This window comes from Lacrimispora struthionigena (assembly GCF_048627165.1).
Taxonomy (GTDB): domain Bacteria; phylum Bacillota; class Clostridia; order Lachnospirales; family Lachnospiraceae; genus Lacrimispora.
Genome location: NZ_JBMBWP010000002.1, coordinates 2,244,477 through 2,260,838, shown reverse-complemented (window position 1 = coordinate 2,260,838; position 16,362 = coordinate 2,244,477). Strand labels below are relative to the sequence as shown.

Here is a 16,362-nt window from a genome sequence, read left to right as displayed (position 1 = left end):
AAGATAAAAATTTAGCTATCCTACAAAATTTTCTTCTCATATATTTTCACGATGAGAAGGCAAGTTGTACGAAAAGAATTTATCCTCTCACTTACTTCCACGATGAAATAGACATCCTACAAAAAAATCTTTATTATTTGCCATGACAAATCGTAGTGTTGAGAACCAGAAATTTTATGCCCTCATAAACTTCTACGTTTAGAAGGGCATCTGTATAACAAAAATTTAAAATTAAAATATATTTTGTACATAGGAGAGATAATTTGACTGGAATATTTGTTACTTATATGCTACAATTCTATATAGTCAACTTGAAAGGAGAAATCAAATTGGAATTTTTAAATAGAATAATTTGTGGAGATTGTATTGAAGTCATGAAAAAGATACCTGACAATTCAATTGCTGGATGTATAACTGATCCACCATATAACTATGAATTTGCAGGACGCAAATGGGATAAAGAGGAAATAAAAAGAAGAACTGAGCGCGTTCAAAACTCATCTACTCTAGTAAAGAACATGCCATACGGTAGTGGGTTGGCTGGTGGAGTACGAAATGAAAGATGGTACAAAAAGAATCGAGAAAATATTATTGAATACCAAAAATGGGTTGAAGAATGGGGTAAGGAACTTTATAGGATTCTGAAGCCGGGTGCGTATGTTTTCACATTTAACAGTACTAGAACAGTTGCTCATGTGCAAGTTGGACTTGAAAATGTAGGTTTTTACACTAGAGATATAATTGCATGGAGAAGACACAGTGGAATTCCAAAAGGGTTAAATATATCCAAAAAACTACAAAAGATGGGTGTAGAAGATTCTGAAAGATGGGAAGGATGGCATAGCTGTCTCCGAAACGAATGGGAAGCAATATCGTTAGTTCAGAAGCCATTGTCTAATAACTATATTGAAACCCTTACCGAATACAAAGTTAGCGTACTTCATGCGAAAGTAAATAATAAATTTCAATCAAATATAATTGAGGATATAAAGCGAGATTCAATTGATGATTTTAATGACCACATCACAGTAAAACCATTAGATTTAATAAAAATGCTGATTGAGATGTCTGTTCCAAAATACGAAGATAACTTAGTTATCGATCCTTTCATGGGCTCTGGTACAACTGCATTGGCAGCCTCTTGTTTAGGTATAGGCTTTGTTGGGATTGAGATTGATAACGAATATATTGAAATAGCACAAAAACGATTGCAAAATGCTGTAACTACGCCAGAACAACTATCCTTTTAAAATATGAGGTAGCACTTTTTAGGGTGCTACCTTTTTATATGATAGTTGCTTCCTAAATCCTTTAAATATTTCTCAATATCTACGCCTGTATTATCAAGGATATATTTAAAAGAGTCTTTTCCTGTAAGTACAGTCCACCCACCCGTTTTACAAGCAGTTATAGCTGCGTTAAGGTTGTCACTTCTCAACATAAGAAATACAGGTCTATACCCTTCGTTTCTAAGCATTTCCCCATATTGCTTAAACTTTTTTAGTGTTCCTGAGTCTCCAGACCCTACTCGATATTTTGTGTCAATTGCATCCTTGCCAGCAACTAAGTCACAAGGCTCATCTCCACCAAACCTCAATGCAGGGCTATACTGAGGATGGTTATTTTTAAAAATTTCAATTACAATTCTTTGCCATGCCATTCCAAGCTCTCTACCCCAATACTGTCGATTCTCTCTTTTTAATTCAGGGGATATATTAAACGCTTGCATTAAAATATCTGTTTCATTATTCTCATCTGAATAAGTTTTCTCTGAAAAGGAATTTCTATATTCACCTATTATTCTTTTTATTCCATCGTCCATTTTACTCATCGAATTCCTCCTTAAATATGAAAAGTTTATAAACGTCAATGTCAAGAGCATCAGCGATTTTTTTAATGTTCTCCAATGCAATACTCCTTCGACCTCGCTCAACAGCACTTATATAAGTTCTGTGAAGTCCAACGATACTTGCAAATTCTTCTTGTGATATTTTTTTTTCAGTTCTATACTTTCGAACATTTTTTCCAAACAATAGGCATATATCCTCCACTTAATTAACCTCCATTATTCAATATCAATCCCAACCTAAATTTTAAAGTTATGTAGATAATAAGTCTACAGACAATAAGTCACGTGCGATTCTATTTATAATTTTAAAGCACTTTGAACACATAAAAGAAGCCCCATCTTGGCTAATAAAGTACAAAAAGTGCATAGTAACCAGCATATAAAAAGCAATTTCTGCGCTGACGTTTCCGTTCAAACATGTTAAATTAATAGCATATTTTATTAGATATAGTTCATTACAGAAAAGAGGAGTTGTCATGTATCAATTGGAACAGATGGTGATTGGCTGGGTGGAGCGTTATGATCTGGTTTACCAGACCAGTTTGCTTTTACGAATCGTCGTGGCCGGATTTTCAGGATATTTAATTGGATACGAAAGAAAAAACCGGAATAAAGGGGCTGGAATGAGAACCCATGCCATTGTGGCCATGGGAGCCGCTCTTATGATGGTTGTATCCAAGTACGGCTTTCAGGATATTCCCAAGTTTGATGCCTCCAGAATCGCCGCCCAGATTGTATCGGGAATTGGCTTCCTGGGAGCGGGCGTTATTTTTGTAAAGAATAATTCAGTCAGCGGTCTGACTACAGCTGCCGGAATCTGGGCAACTGCAGGAGTGGGAATGGCGGTAGGAGCCGGTGCTTATTATCTAGGCTGTGGTTCTGCGTTTCTGCTGATTATGATACAGGTTCTGCTCCACGATGTGCCATTTTTGTCCAAGGAACCTTACCGGTGCATGCTGAAAATCAACACATCCCATTACGACGCCGTTATTACAGAGTTATTTCATAAGCTAAATGAGGATAAGGTTAAGGTGCTGAATGTAAAGATCGGGAAATCCAAGGACGGAACCAAGATCGAACTTGATCTGCTTTATCCTGCAGGCTATGAAAAAAATGATCTGGTTATCCGCCTGTCCAACGATAAACGGATTGATTCAGTGAACGGTTAGAATGAGAAAAACAAAAATTGCAATAATTATGGAAAGAAAGACAAAAATAATGTAGAAGCTTTGCGGGTAAAAGGGATATACTCATCGGGTAAGAATACGAGAAAAGTAAAGTGGGAATTTTATGATAAAACATCTTGCTGCAGATTTGCACACTCATACAGATATAAGCAGGCATGCTTACAGTACCGTTTATGAAATCATAACGGCAGCAAAGGATTTTGGATTAATGGCTGTGGGAATCAGCAACCATTGTCCGGCTCACCCGGATGGGGCACCTGAAGGTCATTTTCGAAATCTCAGGGTAATACCGGAGTGGGTGGACGGTATCCGTGTATATCGCGGGGCTGAACTGAATTTCACTGACTTTGAAGGTGAAATTGATTTAAGTTCTGATACCATAATAAACCGTCTGGACTATACCATAGCCTCTTTTCATGATGATGTGATACCACCGGGAAGCGTAGAGGATCATACAAGAGCGTATCTTCATGCGGCTGAAAATCCACTGGTGGATATTATTGGTCACAGCGGGACTGCCTGTTATGAATATGATTATGAGCGGGTGATACCGGAGTTTGGAAAGAATGGCAAAGTGGTAGAAATTAATGAAGGAACCTTTCGTGTCAGGAAAAGTTCTGCAGATAATTGCCGGATAATTGCCAGACTATGTATGAAATACAGCGTTCCTGTGATAGTAAGCTCTGATGCACATTTTTGCCGCAGTGTGGGAGTGTTTGATGAAGCACTATCCTTGTTAAACAGCCTGAACTTTCCGGAAGAACTGGTGGTAAATGCAGATATGAAGCAGTTGGAGTCCTGGTTTCTTCATAAACGGAGAGTACAGTAGAGAAGAGAATGCCGGGGCGTTGTTGAGCTCCGGCAGTTGTGTGCGGAAGGGAGCGGATAGTAAATGAAGTATTATATCGGGATAGATTTAGGTGGAACCAATATAGCCGCAGGTCTGGTAGGAGAAGACGGAACTCTTTTTACCCGCCTGTCTGTACCAACCAAAAGCGGAAGAAGTGCAGGGGAAATTGTTCAGGATATGGCGGATCTGGCTAAGAAGGCTGCTGAGGAAGGCAATATTGCCTGGGAAGAGATTGAAGCGGTAGGACTTGGAGTGCCGGGGACGGCTAACAAGGAGACCGGTATGGTTGAATATGCCAATAATCTGGGATTTTATAATGAGCCGGTGGTTTCCATGATGGAGAAGGCACTTCCTGGTAAAAAAATTCGTTTTGATAATGATGCCAATGCGGCCGCCTGGGGAGAATATATAGCTGGAAGCGGAAAAGGTGTAAGCTCCATGCTGGCGGTTACTCTGGGAACCGGTGTAGGCGGCGGAATTATACTTGACGGAAAACTATTCGAGGGAATTAACTATGCAGCAGGAGAATTTGGACATTTCACAATAGACCGGAACGGAATTCCCTGCAATTGCGGAAGAAAAGGATGCTTTGAGGCTTATGCGTCTGCCACTGCCCTCATTTCCCAGACAAAAGAGGCGATGCTTGAAAACACACAATCCATCCTCTGGGAACTTTGCGGCGGGGAGATTGAGCGCGTGGAAGGCAAGACACTTTTTGATGGTGTAAGAAGACAGGATGAAACGGCGATTAAGGTATTTGACCGGTACATTGAATATCTGGCGGCTGGTCTGCTTGATTTAATCAATATATTCCAGCCGGAGTTAATCTGCATCGGCGGAGGCATCAGCAAAGCCGGGGATCTTCTGCTAGAACCATTGAAAAAGGTGATTGACCAGGGAGACTATGCAAGAACCTCAAAACGCAGGACAAGAATCGTTCCAGCTGTATTGGACAATGATGCAGGGCTTATCGGAGCTGCTTTATTAGACTAGAAGAAAAGAGGACAATAATTATGAAACGATATATGGGACATCTGATACGTTCCGCAGAGAAGCGGGTGGATCATTTTTTAAGCACTCAGGTCACCAATGAGAAGGATCCTTTTTATGGCGGAATGAAACGTGCCATTTTAGAGGTAAAGCCAACCATCTATGTGATGGCAGATGCTGCATCGGTTTATTTAAATTCTGAGAGCAGATATTATAAGGACGCTGCGCTACTTCGTGCCATGGAGGCGGCTGTAACCTTTATTGCAAACTGCCAGAGAGAAGATGGAAGCTTTGATTATCCATCCTGCAATTTTAAATCTGCGCCAGACACCTCTTTTTGCTTTAAACGTCTTATTGCAACTTACCGTCTGTTTTTAAAATATACCGGGGAAGGCGAACTGGACAAACTGAAAGATGGTTACCGCTTTATACTGGAAGAATCCTTAAACGCTCTTTTAACTGGTGGCTTCCACACTCCAAACCACCGCTGGGGCATTACTGCAGCTCTGATGCAGGGTGCTAATCTTGTAAAAGAAGACAATCCTGAATTTGCGGCTCAGCTTCTTGCCCGGGCTGACCAGTATCTGGCAGAAGGAATTGACGGAAATGAGGAAGGGGAGTACGCAGAACGTTCCACCGGCAATTACAATGCAGTGGTTAACAATGCCATGATGGCAATGTATGAAGAAACCGACGATGAAAATTACCTTGGTTATGTAGAGCGAAATTTAAAAATGATGCTCTTTTATATTGATCCGGATGATACCATTTTCACACAGAATTCAACCAGACAGGATCAGGGCAAAGCTGATTATCCGGATAAGTATTTCTACCAGTATTTATATATGGCTGCAAAGACGGGAGAAGAAATCTTCGACCGCGCCGCTCATAAAATCATCAAAGATAATATGGAGCGGGGTGATATGGCACCGGAATGTCTGCATATAATCATGCTTCATGATTTTATGGAACAGTATGAGTTTAAGGGCTACGGCTTTCTGGATACCTACCATAAGCATTTTGAAGAAGCAGGCGTAATCAGAGGAAAGACTTCTAATTATGGCTACAGCATTCTCAAGGGAAAAAGTGCATTTTTGTTCTTGAAATTTAAAGAAACTCTGGTATATTTAAAAATAGGCGAAAGCTACTGTGATATCCGTAATTTCGTTCCCCAGACCATTGAGGAAAAAGACGGGGTCTGTGTTCTGACCTCTGTTGCCAAAGGCTGGTATTATCTTCCCTTTAAGGAAAAGCAGGATACAGCTGACTGGTGGAAGATGGATCATAAGAAACGTGAGATATTAAACAGCAGTGAAATTCGTATGACAGTTACACTGAAAGAATTAACTGACGGTATGGAAGTGACTGTTAAGGCAGAAGGACTTGATAAAGCGCCTCTTCGTGTGGAAATTTGTATTCCGGCAGGCAGTGTTCTGGAAAATGAGCATTTCCACATGAGAGCGGAAAAGGCAGGAGAGATGGTTCTCAGGGACGGCTTCGTCAATCTGATTCACGAAGATCAGAAGCTTCTCATCGGACCGGGTTACGGAACACATGAGTTTGGCGGTCATTACTCAGGTGAGGAAATCAACACTGCAGGCTTTACTCTCTATTTAAATGACTATACTCCTTATGAAAGAACGTTTTCCATTCGAAATATATAAAAAAAGCAGAGTCATATTTGCAAGATTGTTCATAATAAATATATCATATGCCAAAAGAGGCAGTTGTCCGGCTTGACGACTGTCTTTTTTACTACTTGGGTTATGGAGAAACTACGATTAACATATTAAAACTATAGAAAAATAGGAAATATGTCGAAATATGTTGATAAAAGTAGGTAGTTCGTTATATAATGATTTTAACTTTTTCTGATGAATGACAGATAAGTTTTAAGGGACAGTATATGAAAGGAGAAAATTATGAAAAAGAATTTTATGAAACGTGCGGGCATTCTTTTGGCAGCTGTTATGGTGCTTGGAGGACTCACCGCGTGCGGCGGCAAAGATCCGGCAGCAGAGGGAACAACAGCAGTATCCGGCAGCTCAGCAGGGGCTGGTGAGACAACAGCAGAGGCGTCTAAACCGTCTGAGGGAGGAGAGAGTACATTTACCTATGCCATCGCAGGTGATCCGGGTGCCAATGTAAATGTAATCACAACCAGTGACCGTTTTGGTCTTATGACTATTAAGATGATCTACTCCCCGTTATATATGTATAATGCGGACGGAATTAACTATTTCCTTGCAAAGAGCATTGATACCTCCGATGATAATTTAACTTATACCATGCATTTACGCGATGATGTAAAGTGGTCAGACGGAGAGAAATTTACCGCTGATGACGTTGTCTTTACATTCGAGGCTATGGAGAAGGAAGAAAATGCAGGCTGGGCTTATTCCCAGTTAGTTTATAAAGAAGGCGCTGTAAAGATTGAAAAGGTTGATGATTACACTGTTAAATTAACCATGCCTTTTGTAAATTCCGCAGCAGTGGAGATGTTCTCCCAGATTTTCATCATGCCTAAGCATGTGTATGAGAATGTAACTAATTTTGAAAATAATGATGTTAATACAAAGCCAGTAGGAACCGGACCTTATGTAATGTCTGAATACTCAGCAGGTTCTTATGTGAAGTTTACAAAGAATGAGAACTATTTCCTGGGAGCACCTTCTATTGATAATATCGTATACCGTATTATTGAAAATGAGAATACAGCCATGACAGCAATCCAGAGCGGTGAAGTAGATGCATGGATTGGAACTCCGGCTCAGGTTGCTCAGATGAATCTTGATTCTGCTAACTTAACTGTTTATCCTTATCAGGAAGGCCGTGTGGCATATATGATGATTAATGCCGCCCGTGTTCAGAATGAGGATTTAAGAAAAGCAATTCTGTATGCTCTTGATAAGAAGGCAATTGCAGATGCGGCTCTTTTAAGCTCAGATTATTATGATCTGCCATGGAGTTTCATGCCGCCGAACAGCAAGTTCTTTACAGAAGATGTTGAAAAATACGAGCAGAACCTTGAGAAATCCAAAGAATATCTTGCGGCTTCCGGCGTACAGAAGCCTGAACTGAATCTTGCATACAGCGGTTCAGACACCTTACAGTCTACTTCAGCATTACTGGTACAGGAACAGCTTGAAAAGGCTGGATTTAAAGTGACTCTTTCCGGTATTGATTCCAAGGCACTCAGCCAGCAGATGAAAGATAAGAATAATACCTATGATATGTACTTTGGCGGTTATATCATGGGAATTGACCCTGACACCTTCTCCAGCTTATTTGAAACAGGCGCAGCATACAATTATATGTATTATGATCAGCCTGAAATCAATGAGATGTTTGCACAGGGACGTAAAGAAACAGACGAGACAAAACGGAAAGAAATTTACACCAATCTTCAGAAGAAGATTCAGGATACAGCATGCTTCTATCCGTTATATTCCAACAAACGCCTCTTAGTTGTTTCTAAGAATGTATCAGGAATTGATGCTGCAAAGCTGGTTCCTGTTTATACCTTTGAGGATACCTCTAAGTTACAGAAAAAGTAATTGCATCTGCAAAAAATGAGAGAGAATGGTGTTTCGCTGCATTAACTGCAGCAGACACCTCTTTCTTTATTAAGGAGAAATGATATGGCCAGATATATATTGAAACGAATATTAACAGCCATCCCTATGGTCCTTCTCATAACGGTTCTATGCTTTGCGCTGATGCATTTTGCACCCTATGATGCCATTGACGCCATGACAACCCCTAAGATGTCACAGGAGACAATCAATTTAATCAAAGCAAAATACGGTTATGACCAGCCGGTGTATATTCAGTACGTTCGCTGGCTTGACGGGATTATGAACGGTAATTTCGGATATTCCATCGTGACAAAACAAAGTATTGCGGCAGACCTTGCGGTGAGACTTCCCAATACAGTAAAACTGGTACTTCCGGCTTTTATAACCGCTTATATTCTGGCGGTTGTTCTGGGTCTTATTGCTGGTGCCAATAAAAATAAAAAAGCGGATAAGATCATAGATGCGGTTTCTTCCGTGGGAATTGCAGTTCCTTCCTTCTGGTTTGCCATGCTTCTCATTTTTGCTCTGGGTTATAAACTTAAACTTCTGCCCATTGTAGGAATGCACGCCGTGGGTAAGGAATCTTCCATAGCTGATTTTTTAAAGCACTTCATTATGCCGTTTCTTACACTTACGGTCTCTTTTATGCCGGCAAACATTAAGTTTGTCCGTTCCTCCACCCTGACCCAGTTTTCTGAAGACTATGTTATGGTGCAGCGGGCATTTGGCGCAACAAAAAGTGAGATCATGTTTAAGCATGTATGTAAAAATGTGCTTCTGCCTGTGATTACGCGCCTTGGTATGGCACTGCCTCTTCTGGTGACAGGAGCCATTATCACGGAATCGGTGTTCAGCTGGCCGGGAGTAGGTCCTTATTTCATCAAAGCGATTCAGGGAATGGATTACCCAATTGTTATGATTATTCTGGTGCTTTCCTCCACTCTGGTTATTCTGGGAAACCTGCTGTCGGATATCTTATACTGTCTGATCGATCCGCGGATTAAGGAAATGGGGTGACGGGACATGATAAAAGAAAAAAGAAATAAAGATAAATCAATTCGGATTGACAGTGTTAAGCTGGCCTTAAAGCATGATAAAGCAGCAGTCATTTCCCTGATCCTTTTAGGTATCATTATTCTGTTTGCGCTTCTGGCACCCTTTCTTCCCATGGAGCCAAATGCAACGGATATTGCCAACAGACTGAAAGAACCGTCTCTTACCCACTGGTTTGGTACGGATGAAGTGGGAAGAGATTATTTTGCAAGGGTGATCTATGGCGGCAGGGTTTCCCTGATCGTAGCGTTTTTAGCCATGCTCACAAGTTTAACCATTGGTGTGGCTGCAGGAACCATTGCAGGGCTGACTGGCGGAATTGTGGATATGATTCTGATGAGAATTGTTGATATTCTTCATTCCATACCGTGGATGGTACTGGTTACCGTTGTCAGCATTTTCTTAAAGCCGGGAATCCAGTCTATTATACTGGTGATTGGTCTTTTTACATGGATGGAGATTGCGCGGCTTGTGCGGGCCGAGACGCTGTCTTTAAAAGAACGGGAGTTTATTCTTTATGCTGGTTTTTCCGGAGTCAGTAAATGGAAAATAATTATCAGCCATATTATACCGTCGGTTTTCCCGACTATTATTGTGGCAGCTACCACCAGCATGGCCAATGCCATTATGACGGAATCTTCCTTAAGCTTTCTTGGAGTTGGTATTCAGCAGCCCATGTCTTCCTGGGGAAGCCTTCTGCAAAATGCCCAGGGAACCATGCAGAACAGTTTTCATATGGCCTTGATTCCCGGTCTTTTAATTATTATTACAATTTTTGCTTTTAATAAGCTGGGTAATCTGCTCCGCGTCTATGTAGAACCAAAGGTAATGAGCGGTGAGAAAGAGTAAAGGAGGGACGAAGGATTGGAAGAGACATTAAAAAAGAAAGAAATAATACTGTCTGCTGCAGACATTCGGACCACCTTCCATACTCATGGCAGGACCGTACAGGCAGTGCGTGGAGTCAGTCTGTATGTGGAATCCGGTGAGATTCTGGCAGTGGTTGGAGAATCAGGAAGCGGAAAAAGTGTACTTATGAAGTCAGTAATGGGTCTGATGCCGGATAATGCAGAGGTAAAGGCTGATGAACTTACGTTTGCCGGGCAGGATATGCTGGCTATGGATCCGGAGCAGTTAAGAAAAATGCGGGGAAAAGAAATGGCCATGATTTTCCAGGATCCCATGACTGCCTTAAATCCTTTAAAGACCATCGGCTCTCATCTGATGGAGGTATTAAAACGCCACCGGGGAATGGATAAAGAAGCGGCAAAAAAAGAAGCGGTTGCAGTATTAGACCAGGTGGGAATTCCCTCACCGGAGAAGCGGTTGGGACAATATCCCCACGAATTTTCCGGAGGAATGAGACAAAGGGTTTTAATCGCCATGGCTCTTTGCTGCAGGCCAAAGCTTTTAATAGCCGATGAACCTACCACTGCTCTTGATGTGACAATTCAGGCACAGATCCTGGATCTGCTTAAGAGTCTTCAGGAAGAAACCGGTATGAGCATTATTCTCATCACCCATGACTTAGGGGTGGTGGCCAGTTTAAGCCATAGAATTGCAGTTATGTATGGCGGACTTTTAATGGAGGAAGGAACAACAGAGGAGATCTTCTATTCCCCCAGACATCCTTATACCAGGGCACTTCTTCATGCGGTGCCGAAACCCCGTTCAGCAGGGAAAGAACGCCTGGAACCCATACCGGGTATGGCACCATCACTGATTAACCCGCCATCCGGCTGTCCTTTTGCGGAACGGTGCAAATTCGCCTGTGAAGACTGCAGGAAAGAAATTCCCCAGTACCGCACTTACAGCGAAACCCAGAGAGCCTTGTGCATTTATTCCGGGGAAGAGCTGGATCATAAGGAAGGGGAGGTAAAATCCCATGGATAATAAAAATAGTGAGATACTTCTGGAAGCCAGAGATCTTTGTAAGTATTTTCCAGCCAGAGATTTCTTTGGCAGGAAAAAAGCGGAGGTAAAGGCAGTTGATCATATTAATCTGGCCATACGAAAAGGAGAGACATTTGGTCTGGTAGGAGAATCCGGGTGTGGAAAATCCACCCTTGGCCGTACTTTAATCCGTATGTATGATCCGACTTCCGGTTCTATTTTGTTTAAAGAGCAGGATATCACCGGCTTAAAGGGAAGGCAGCTTCTCCCTGTTCATAAACAGATGCAGATCATTTTCCAGGATCCCTATTCTTCCTTAGATCCCCACCACAATGTGCGGGAGATATTAAAAGAGTCCCTGACTGCAGTTGCCGGTTTATCCAATGATGAAATGGAAGGCAGAATGGAAGAGATCTTAAAAAAGGTGGGATTGAAACCGGATGATATGTATAAATATGCATATGAATTTTCCGGAGGACAGCGCCAGAGAATCGGAATTGCAAGAGCATTATTAGTAGAACCGGAGTTTCTTCTGTGTGACGAGCCCATTTCCGCCCTGGACGTATCCATACAGGCGCAGGTGGTTAATCTTTTGGAGGATTTACAAAAGGAGATGGGGCTTACCTATCTGTTTGTTGCCCACGATTTATCCATGGTGCGCCACATTTCAACCAGGATCGGCGTGATGTATTTAGGAAGGCTGGTGGAGATTGCAGACAGTGATGAGTTGTATGAAAACCCCCTTCATCCCTACACGAAGGCGCTGCTTTCTGCCATTCCACTGGCAGATCCCAGGCTGGCAGCCCAATCAAAACGGGTGATGTTAAGTGGTGAGCTCCCCAGTCCCATGAATGTTCCAACCGGATGTCACTTCCATACCAGATGCATGTATGCCAGGGAAGACTGTAAAAACCATATACCGGAAATGATGGAAGTTTCCCCCAACCACTTTGTAGCCTGCCCCTATGCAGGGGAAAATAATTCTTGACTTTTGATGCAAAACTTTTTATAATAACAACAATATCAAAACGCAACCAGGCAAAGGCGCCTAAGAACTTAAGATTCTTAGGTGTCTTTGTGCTTTTTTTCAGAAATTACGCAGAGAGGGGCTGGAAACATGCCAGATATGGTGAAAGTTGAAAACTTAAAAAAGAACTTCGGAGACCTTGAGGTGTTAAAGGATATCAGTCTTACGGTCAGGGAAGGGGAAAAACTGGTTATCATCGGACCATCCGGCTCCGGAAAATCCACGTTTATCCGTTGTATTAACTATTTAGAGGAGCCTACCAGCGGCACCATTACCGTGGCAGGTACACAGGTAACAAAGAAAAATCATTTGGAAATGGCAAAAAAATACTCGTCTATGGTATTTCAGCAATTTAATTTATATCCCCATCTGACTGTTCTGGAAAATCTGACACTGGCACCCGTTAAACTTCAGCACGTACCCAAGGAAGAAGCAAAAAAGATAGCGATGAAATGTCTGGAACGTGTGGGTTTAAAAGAAAAAGCGGGTAATTATCCGGTACAGCTTTCCGGCGGACAGCAGCAGAGGGTGGCAATCGCCAGAGCATTATGCACGAAGCAGCCATTGATTTTATTTGATGAACCCACATCAGCTCTGGATCCAGAGATGGTGCAGGAGGTATTAAACGTTATGGTGGAACTGGCTCATGAGAATATTACAATGATTTGTGTGACACATGAGATGGGATTTGCCCGTCAGGTGGCAGACCGTGTAATTTTCATGGATGGTGGGTATATTCTGGAAGAGGGAACACCGGAACACTTCTTTGAATGCCCGGAACATGAGCGGACAAAAGCGTTCTTAAGCAAAATCCTTCATTAGGGTGATGTTTAATATAATAAGATGATTGAGGAGGAAACAATTATGATGAAGAAAATGTTATCCCTGGCACTGACGTTTGCTATGGCAGCAACCTTAACCGCATGCGGTTCCAAAGCACCGGAGGCAACGAAAGCACCGGCAGATACCAAAGCTGCAGGTTCTTCTGCAGAAGCAACAACCGGAGCAGGTGCAGCAGGCACAGCTGCAAAAGACGTACAGAAAATTATTGACCGCGGAGTGTTAAAAGTAGGCTGTAAATCAGATATTCCAAAGTTCAGCTTACAGAATACAGCAACTGGACAGTACGAAGGATTTGAAGATGATCTTGCATATGAGATCGCCGGATCCATCTTCGGATGCAGCGCAGCTGAGGCAAAGGAAAAGAAGCTGGTGGAATTCCAGGGTGTAACGGCTAAAACAAGAGGACCTTTATTAGAGAATGGGGAAATCGATCTGGTTATTGCAACCTTTACCATTACACCAGAAAGAAAAGAAACCTATAATTTCTCCACACCATACTATACCGATGCAGTTGGTCTTTTGGTAAACAAAGATTCCGGAATTAAATCCATTCAGGATTTAGACAAGAAAGTAATCGGTGTGGCACAGTCTTCCACAACAAAGGACGGATTTAAGAAGTATGTGGATGAAAAGGGATTAAAGGTAAATCCCCAGTTCCAGGAATTTGACGGTTATCCTGCACTGGCTCAGGCACTGGCAACCAAGCAGATTGACTGCTTCTCTGTTGACCGCGCGATTCTTGCAGGTTATGTAAATGATGGAAATATGATTCTGGAAGACCGCTTTGCAGAGCAGGATTACGGTGTTGCAGCTGCAAAGGGAAATACAGGTCTTGCAGAGGCAGTAGAGAAAAAAGTTACTTCCATGCTTTCTGATGGTTCCATGAAGAAACTTCAGGATCAGTGGGGATTACAGTAAGCTGTTTTAAGTAAAGGAAAAATGACATGATTAAAGGTCTTTTTGATGGAAAACGATGGAGTGCCCTCTTTGCGGCATTCCCCGAATATTATATCCCTGGATTTCTTATGACACTTAAAATATCACTGGTAGGACTGGCGGTTGCGCTGGTCCTTGGAGTGATATTCGGCATGTTCTCTTCATCCAAGTGGAAGCTGCTTAAGATCATTTCACGAATCTATGTGGAATTCATACAGAATACACCTCTGGCTTTACAGGTCATGTGTTATTACTCGGTTCTTCCCATGCTGTTTTCCAGTTCCGGGTTTCGTATCCCTAAGTTTGTATTAGGGGTTATCGGGGTAGGCGTCTATCATGGTGCCTATATTTCTGAGGTCATAAGAACCGGAATTGAAGCGATTCCAAAGGGGCAGTCTGAGGCAGCAGCATCTCAGGGTTTTAGCTATCTGGAAACCATGTATCATATCATTCTGCCTCAGACCATTAAAATTATTATGCCGCCTCTCGCCAATCAGGCTTTAAATCTGGTTAAAAATACTTCCATACTAGCCATGGTTGCGGGCATGGATCTGATGTATTTTACGGATTCATGGGGCGCTGACAGAGGGTATTTTGCCCAGGCATATCTCACAAGTGCAGTGATGTACTTTATTATCTGTTTCCCGTTAGCCAGACTGGCAAGATATTTAGAGATCCGCTCCATGCGGCTGCCAGTTGCAAAAAAGCTTGATATACAGGCAGACGAGGAGGCAGCATGTTAGAATTATTTCAACAGATATTTACACCGGCAAATGTACTTTTCATGCTGAAGGGCTTACAGATGACGGTCATGATTGCCGTACTGGCTACGATCCTCAGTATATTTTTCGGAACCATGCTGGCACTGATTCGTACTTATTCTTCTGGTAAATGGAAGTGGGCCGGAACTTTGGTAGCAGTCTATACAGAGTTCTTCCGCTGTACCCCCAACCTTTTATGGATTCTCTGGATCTATTTTACAGTAAAAGGGAATAAAGTAGGAGTATCGGTATTTGCCATTACTCTTTTTACTTCTGCAGTTATGGCAGAGATCTTCCGTGGGGGATTAAATTCCATTCCCAATGGGCAGTTTGAAGGGGCTCAGTCCCAGGGCTTCAGCTTTTTTCAGACATTGTGGTATATTGTACTGCCTCAGACATATAAGAAGGTGATTCCGGCTCTCTTAAGCCAGGTTATTACTATTATTAAGGATACTTCATTCTTAAAGATGGTAGACGTAGCAGAATTCATGAGAAACTGCGCCGTAGTCCTTGGCAGTATCTACGATGTCAGAGGAATGATGATGCTGTTCGCTTTCGAGGCACTATGCTATTTTGCCATCTGTTTTGCCCTCAGCTGTGTAGTCAGGGGATATCAGAAAACAATTGTAACCGGTTAGGGAGGTACATCTGTTATGGAGAAGTTTACGATCACCATTACCCGTGAGTTTGGCAGTCTGGGGCGTTCCATTGCCAGGGAACTGTCACAGATTCTGGGAGTGGAGTTTTATGACCGGGATATTGTGGAGGAAGTTGCAAATAAGCTGAATCTGCCGGTTTCAACAGTCAGCAACGAAGAGGAAAAATCCAGGCACAGCTTTTTGCCAAGAATGTTTCCACTTGGAACTGACGAGGAATATATGCAGGATATTATATTTGATGTGCAGAAAGATATTATTCTTAATCTGGCAAAAAAATCAAGTTGTATCCTGGTTGGCAGATGCTCTGATTTTCTTCTTGAAAAAGAGAAAAATAACATCAACATATTCATCTACGCTTCTTATGAGAAACGTCTGCAAAACTGTGTGGATACACTAGGTATGACAGAGTCTGAGGCGAAACGGATGATTCTTTCCGTAGACAAAGCCCGGAATGCATATCATAAAAAATATGCAGGCTATTTACCCAATGATCCGGAGCATAAGCAGCTGATGATTGACTCTTCTTTACTTGGCGTAACTGGATCCGCAAAGTTAATCGCAGAGATTGTACATCAGTTATTTGAATCATAAGATGAATTCAGAAGTTTCCTATTAAAATAGGCCTTTTTGGTGAAACTAGGATGGGAGTCCGAAGCGTTTGCCCAAAAGGCCTGTTCTATTGACAAGTGAAATATCAGGTACTAAACTTAGAAAAGGCAGGTCAAAAATAAGACCG

At 42.1% G+C, this 16,362-nt stretch carries 17 protein-coding genes; 15 read left to right on the top strand and 2 right to left on the bottom strand.

The window, feature by feature from the left end:
* The first annotated feature begins 329 nt into the window (after window positions 1-329).
* Complete coding sequence (locus ACOAOT_RS19545) at window positions 330-1,250, top strand: DNA-methyltransferase (RefSeq protein ID WP_420218507.1); 921 nt, start codon at window positions 330-332, stop codon at window positions 1,248-1,250.
* Between the two features lie 26 nt (window positions 1,251-1,276).
* Here ACOAOT_RS19545 and ACOAOT_RS19540 read toward each other — a convergent pair whose 3' ends face one another.
* Together ACOAOT_RS19540 and ACOAOT_RS19535 are read right to left on the bottom strand one after the other, a co-directional pair.
* Window positions 1,277-1,831, bottom strand: a complete 555-nt coding sequence (locus tag ACOAOT_RS19540) for a hypothetical protein (protein WP_420218505.1) — start codon at window positions 1,829-1,831, stop codon at window positions 1,277-1,279.
* On the bottom strand, window positions 1,824-2,051 hold the full coding sequence (locus ACOAOT_RS19535; protein ID WP_420218504.1) for a helix-turn-helix domain-containing protein: 228 nt from the start codon (window positions 2,049-2,051) through the stop codon (window positions 1,824-1,826). Before ACOAOT_RS19535 ends, ACOAOT_RS19540 begins: the two co-directional genes overlap by 8 nt.
* 274 nt (window positions 2,052-2,325) lie before the next feature.
* Here ACOAOT_RS19535 and ACOAOT_RS19530 point away from each other — a divergent pair, with 274 nt between their 5' ends.
* The 14 genes from ACOAOT_RS19530 (at window position 2,326) to ACOAOT_RS19465 (ending at window position 16,217) form a co-directional block, all read left to right on the top strand.
* A complete protein-coding gene (locus ACOAOT_RS19530; RefSeq protein WP_104433877.1) occupies window positions 2,326-3,018 on the top strand; it encodes an MgtC/SapB family protein in 693 nt (230 codons plus the stop codon).
* A 121-nt stretch (window positions 3,019-3,139) separates the two neighbouring features.
* Window positions 3,140-3,865: a phosphatase gene (locus tag ACOAOT_RS19525; protein WP_420218503.1), complete on the top strand. Its 726-nt coding sequence runs from the start codon at window positions 3,140-3,142 to the stop codon at window positions 3,863-3,865.
* A gap of 63 nt (window positions 3,866-3,928) precedes the next feature.
* Window positions 3,929-4,879 (top strand): ROK family protein, encoded by a 951-nt coding sequence (locus ACOAOT_RS19520; protein WP_420218502.1) that lies wholly within the window; start codon window positions 3,929-3,931, stop codon window positions 4,877-4,879.
* Window positions 4,880-4,899: 20 nt separating this feature from the next.
* A complete protein-coding gene (locus tag ACOAOT_RS19515; protein WP_420218501.1) occupies window positions 4,900-6,540 on the top strand; it encodes a hypothetical protein in 1,641 nt (546 codons plus the stop codon).
* Window positions 6,541-6,798: 258 nt separating this feature from the next.
* Window positions 6,799-8,433 (top strand): ABC transporter substrate-binding protein, encoded by a 1,635-nt coding sequence (locus ACOAOT_RS19510; protein ID WP_420218500.1) that lies wholly within the window; start codon window positions 6,799-6,801, stop codon window positions 8,431-8,433.
* Between the two features lie 84 nt (window positions 8,434-8,517).
* Complete coding sequence (locus ACOAOT_RS19505) at window positions 8,518-9,471, top strand: ABC transporter permease (RefSeq protein ID WP_420218499.1); 954 nt, start codon at window positions 8,518-8,520, stop codon at window positions 9,469-9,471.
* A gap of 6 nt (window positions 9,472-9,477) precedes the next feature.
* Window positions 9,478-10,356 carry an ABC transporter permease gene (locus ACOAOT_RS19500; RefSeq protein WP_420218498.1) on the top strand — a complete coding sequence of 293 codons (879 nt, stop codon included), beginning with the start codon at window positions 9,478-9,480 and terminating at the stop codon, window positions 10,354-10,356.
* A gap of 15 nt (window positions 10,357-10,371) precedes the next feature.
* Window positions 10,372-11,400, top strand: coding sequence for an ABC transporter ATP-binding protein (locus ACOAOT_RS19495; RefSeq protein WP_420218497.1), 1,029 nt, complete (start codon window positions 10,372-10,374; stop codon window positions 11,398-11,400).
* Window positions 11,393-12,388 carry an ABC transporter ATP-binding protein gene (locus ACOAOT_RS19490; RefSeq protein WP_420218496.1) on the top strand — a complete coding sequence of 332 codons (996 nt, stop codon included), beginning with the start codon at window positions 11,393-11,395 and terminating at the stop codon, window positions 12,386-12,388. Before ACOAOT_RS19495 ends, ACOAOT_RS19490 begins: the two co-directional genes overlap by 8 nt.
* A 129-nt stretch (window positions 12,389-12,517) precedes the next feature.
* On the top strand, window positions 12,518-13,249 hold the full coding sequence (locus ACOAOT_RS19485; protein WP_420218495.1) for an amino acid ABC transporter ATP-binding protein: 732 nt from the start codon (window positions 12,518-12,520) through the stop codon (window positions 13,247-13,249).
* 42 nt (window positions 13,250-13,291) lie between these two features.
* The gene (locus ACOAOT_RS19480; protein WP_420218493.1) at window positions 13,292-14,188 is read left to right on the top strand and encodes a transporter substrate-binding domain-containing protein; all 897 of its coding nucleotides are present in this window, start codon (window positions 13,292-13,294) and stop codon (window positions 14,186-14,188) included.
* A 26-nt stretch (window positions 14,189-14,214) separates the two neighbouring features.
* Window positions 14,215-14,949, top strand: coding sequence for an amino acid ABC transporter permease (locus ACOAOT_RS19475; RefSeq protein WP_420218492.1), 735 nt, complete (start codon window positions 14,215-14,217; stop codon window positions 14,947-14,949).
* Window positions 14,943-15,605, top strand: coding sequence for an amino acid ABC transporter permease (locus ACOAOT_RS19470; RefSeq protein WP_420218491.1), 663 nt, complete (start codon window positions 14,943-14,945; stop codon window positions 15,603-15,605). Before ACOAOT_RS19475 ends, ACOAOT_RS19470 begins: the two co-directional genes overlap by 7 nt.
* A gap of 15 nt (window positions 15,606-15,620) precedes the next feature.
* On the top strand, window positions 15,621-16,217 hold the full coding sequence (locus ACOAOT_RS19465; protein WP_420218490.1) for a cytidylate kinase-like family protein: 597 nt from the start codon (window positions 15,621-15,623) through the stop codon (window positions 16,215-16,217).
* Window positions 16,218-16,362: the final 145 nt, after the last annotated feature.

What these genes read in the sequence shown, in the direction of transcription:
- ACOAOT_RS19540 (WP_420218505.1), bottom strand. Translation starts at nt 1,831, where the DNA reads ATGAGTAAAATGGACGATGGAATAAAAAGAATAATAGGTGAATATAGA.
- ACOAOT_RS19530 (WP_104433877.1), top strand. Translation starts at nt 2,326, where the DNA reads ATGTATCAATTGGAACAGATGGTGATTGGCTGGGTGGAGCGTTATGAT.
- ACOAOT_RS19525 (WP_420218503.1), top strand. Translation starts at nt 3,140, where the DNA reads ATGATAAAACATCTTGCTGCAGATTTGCACACTCATACAGATATAAGC.
- ACOAOT_RS19520 (WP_420218502.1), top strand. Translation starts at nt 3,929, where the DNA reads ATGAAGTATTATATCGGGATAGATTTAGGTGGAACCAATATAGCCGCA.
- ACOAOT_RS19515 (WP_420218501.1), top strand. Translation starts at nt 4,900, where the DNA reads ATGAAACGATATATGGGACATCTGATACGTTCCGCAGAGAAGCGGGTG.
- ACOAOT_RS19510 (WP_420218500.1), top strand. Translation starts at nt 6,799, where the DNA reads ATGAAAAAGAATTTTATGAAACGTGCGGGCATTCTTTTGGCAGCTGTT.
- ACOAOT_RS19505 (WP_420218499.1), top strand. Translation starts at nt 8,518, where the DNA reads ATGGCCAGATATATATTGAAACGAATATTAACAGCCATCCCTATGGTC.
- ACOAOT_RS19500 (WP_420218498.1), top strand. Translation starts at nt 9,478, where the DNA reads ATGATAAAAGAAAAAAGAAATAAAGATAAATCAATTCGGATTGACAGT.
- ACOAOT_RS19490 (WP_420218496.1), top strand. Translation starts at nt 11,393, where the DNA reads ATGGATAATAAAAATAGTGAGATACTTCTGGAAGCCAGAGATCTTTGT.
- ACOAOT_RS19485 (WP_420218495.1), top strand. Translation starts at nt 12,518, where the DNA reads ATGCCAGATATGGTGAAAGTTGAAAACTTAAAAAAGAACTTCGGAGAC.
- ACOAOT_RS19480 (WP_420218493.1), top strand. Translation starts at nt 13,292, where the DNA reads ATGATGAAGAAAATGTTATCCCTGGCACTGACGTTTGCTATGGCAGCA.
- ACOAOT_RS19475 (WP_420218492.1), top strand. Translation starts at nt 14,215, where the DNA reads ATGATTAAAGGTCTTTTTGATGGAAAACGATGGAGTGCCCTCTTTGCG.
- ACOAOT_RS19470 (WP_420218491.1), top strand. Translation starts at nt 14,943, where the DNA reads ATGTTAGAATTATTTCAACAGATATTTACACCGGCAAATGTACTTTTC.
- ACOAOT_RS19465 (WP_420218490.1), top strand. Translation starts at nt 15,621, where the DNA reads ATGGAGAAGTTTACGATCACCATTACCCGTGAGTTTGGCAGTCTGGGG.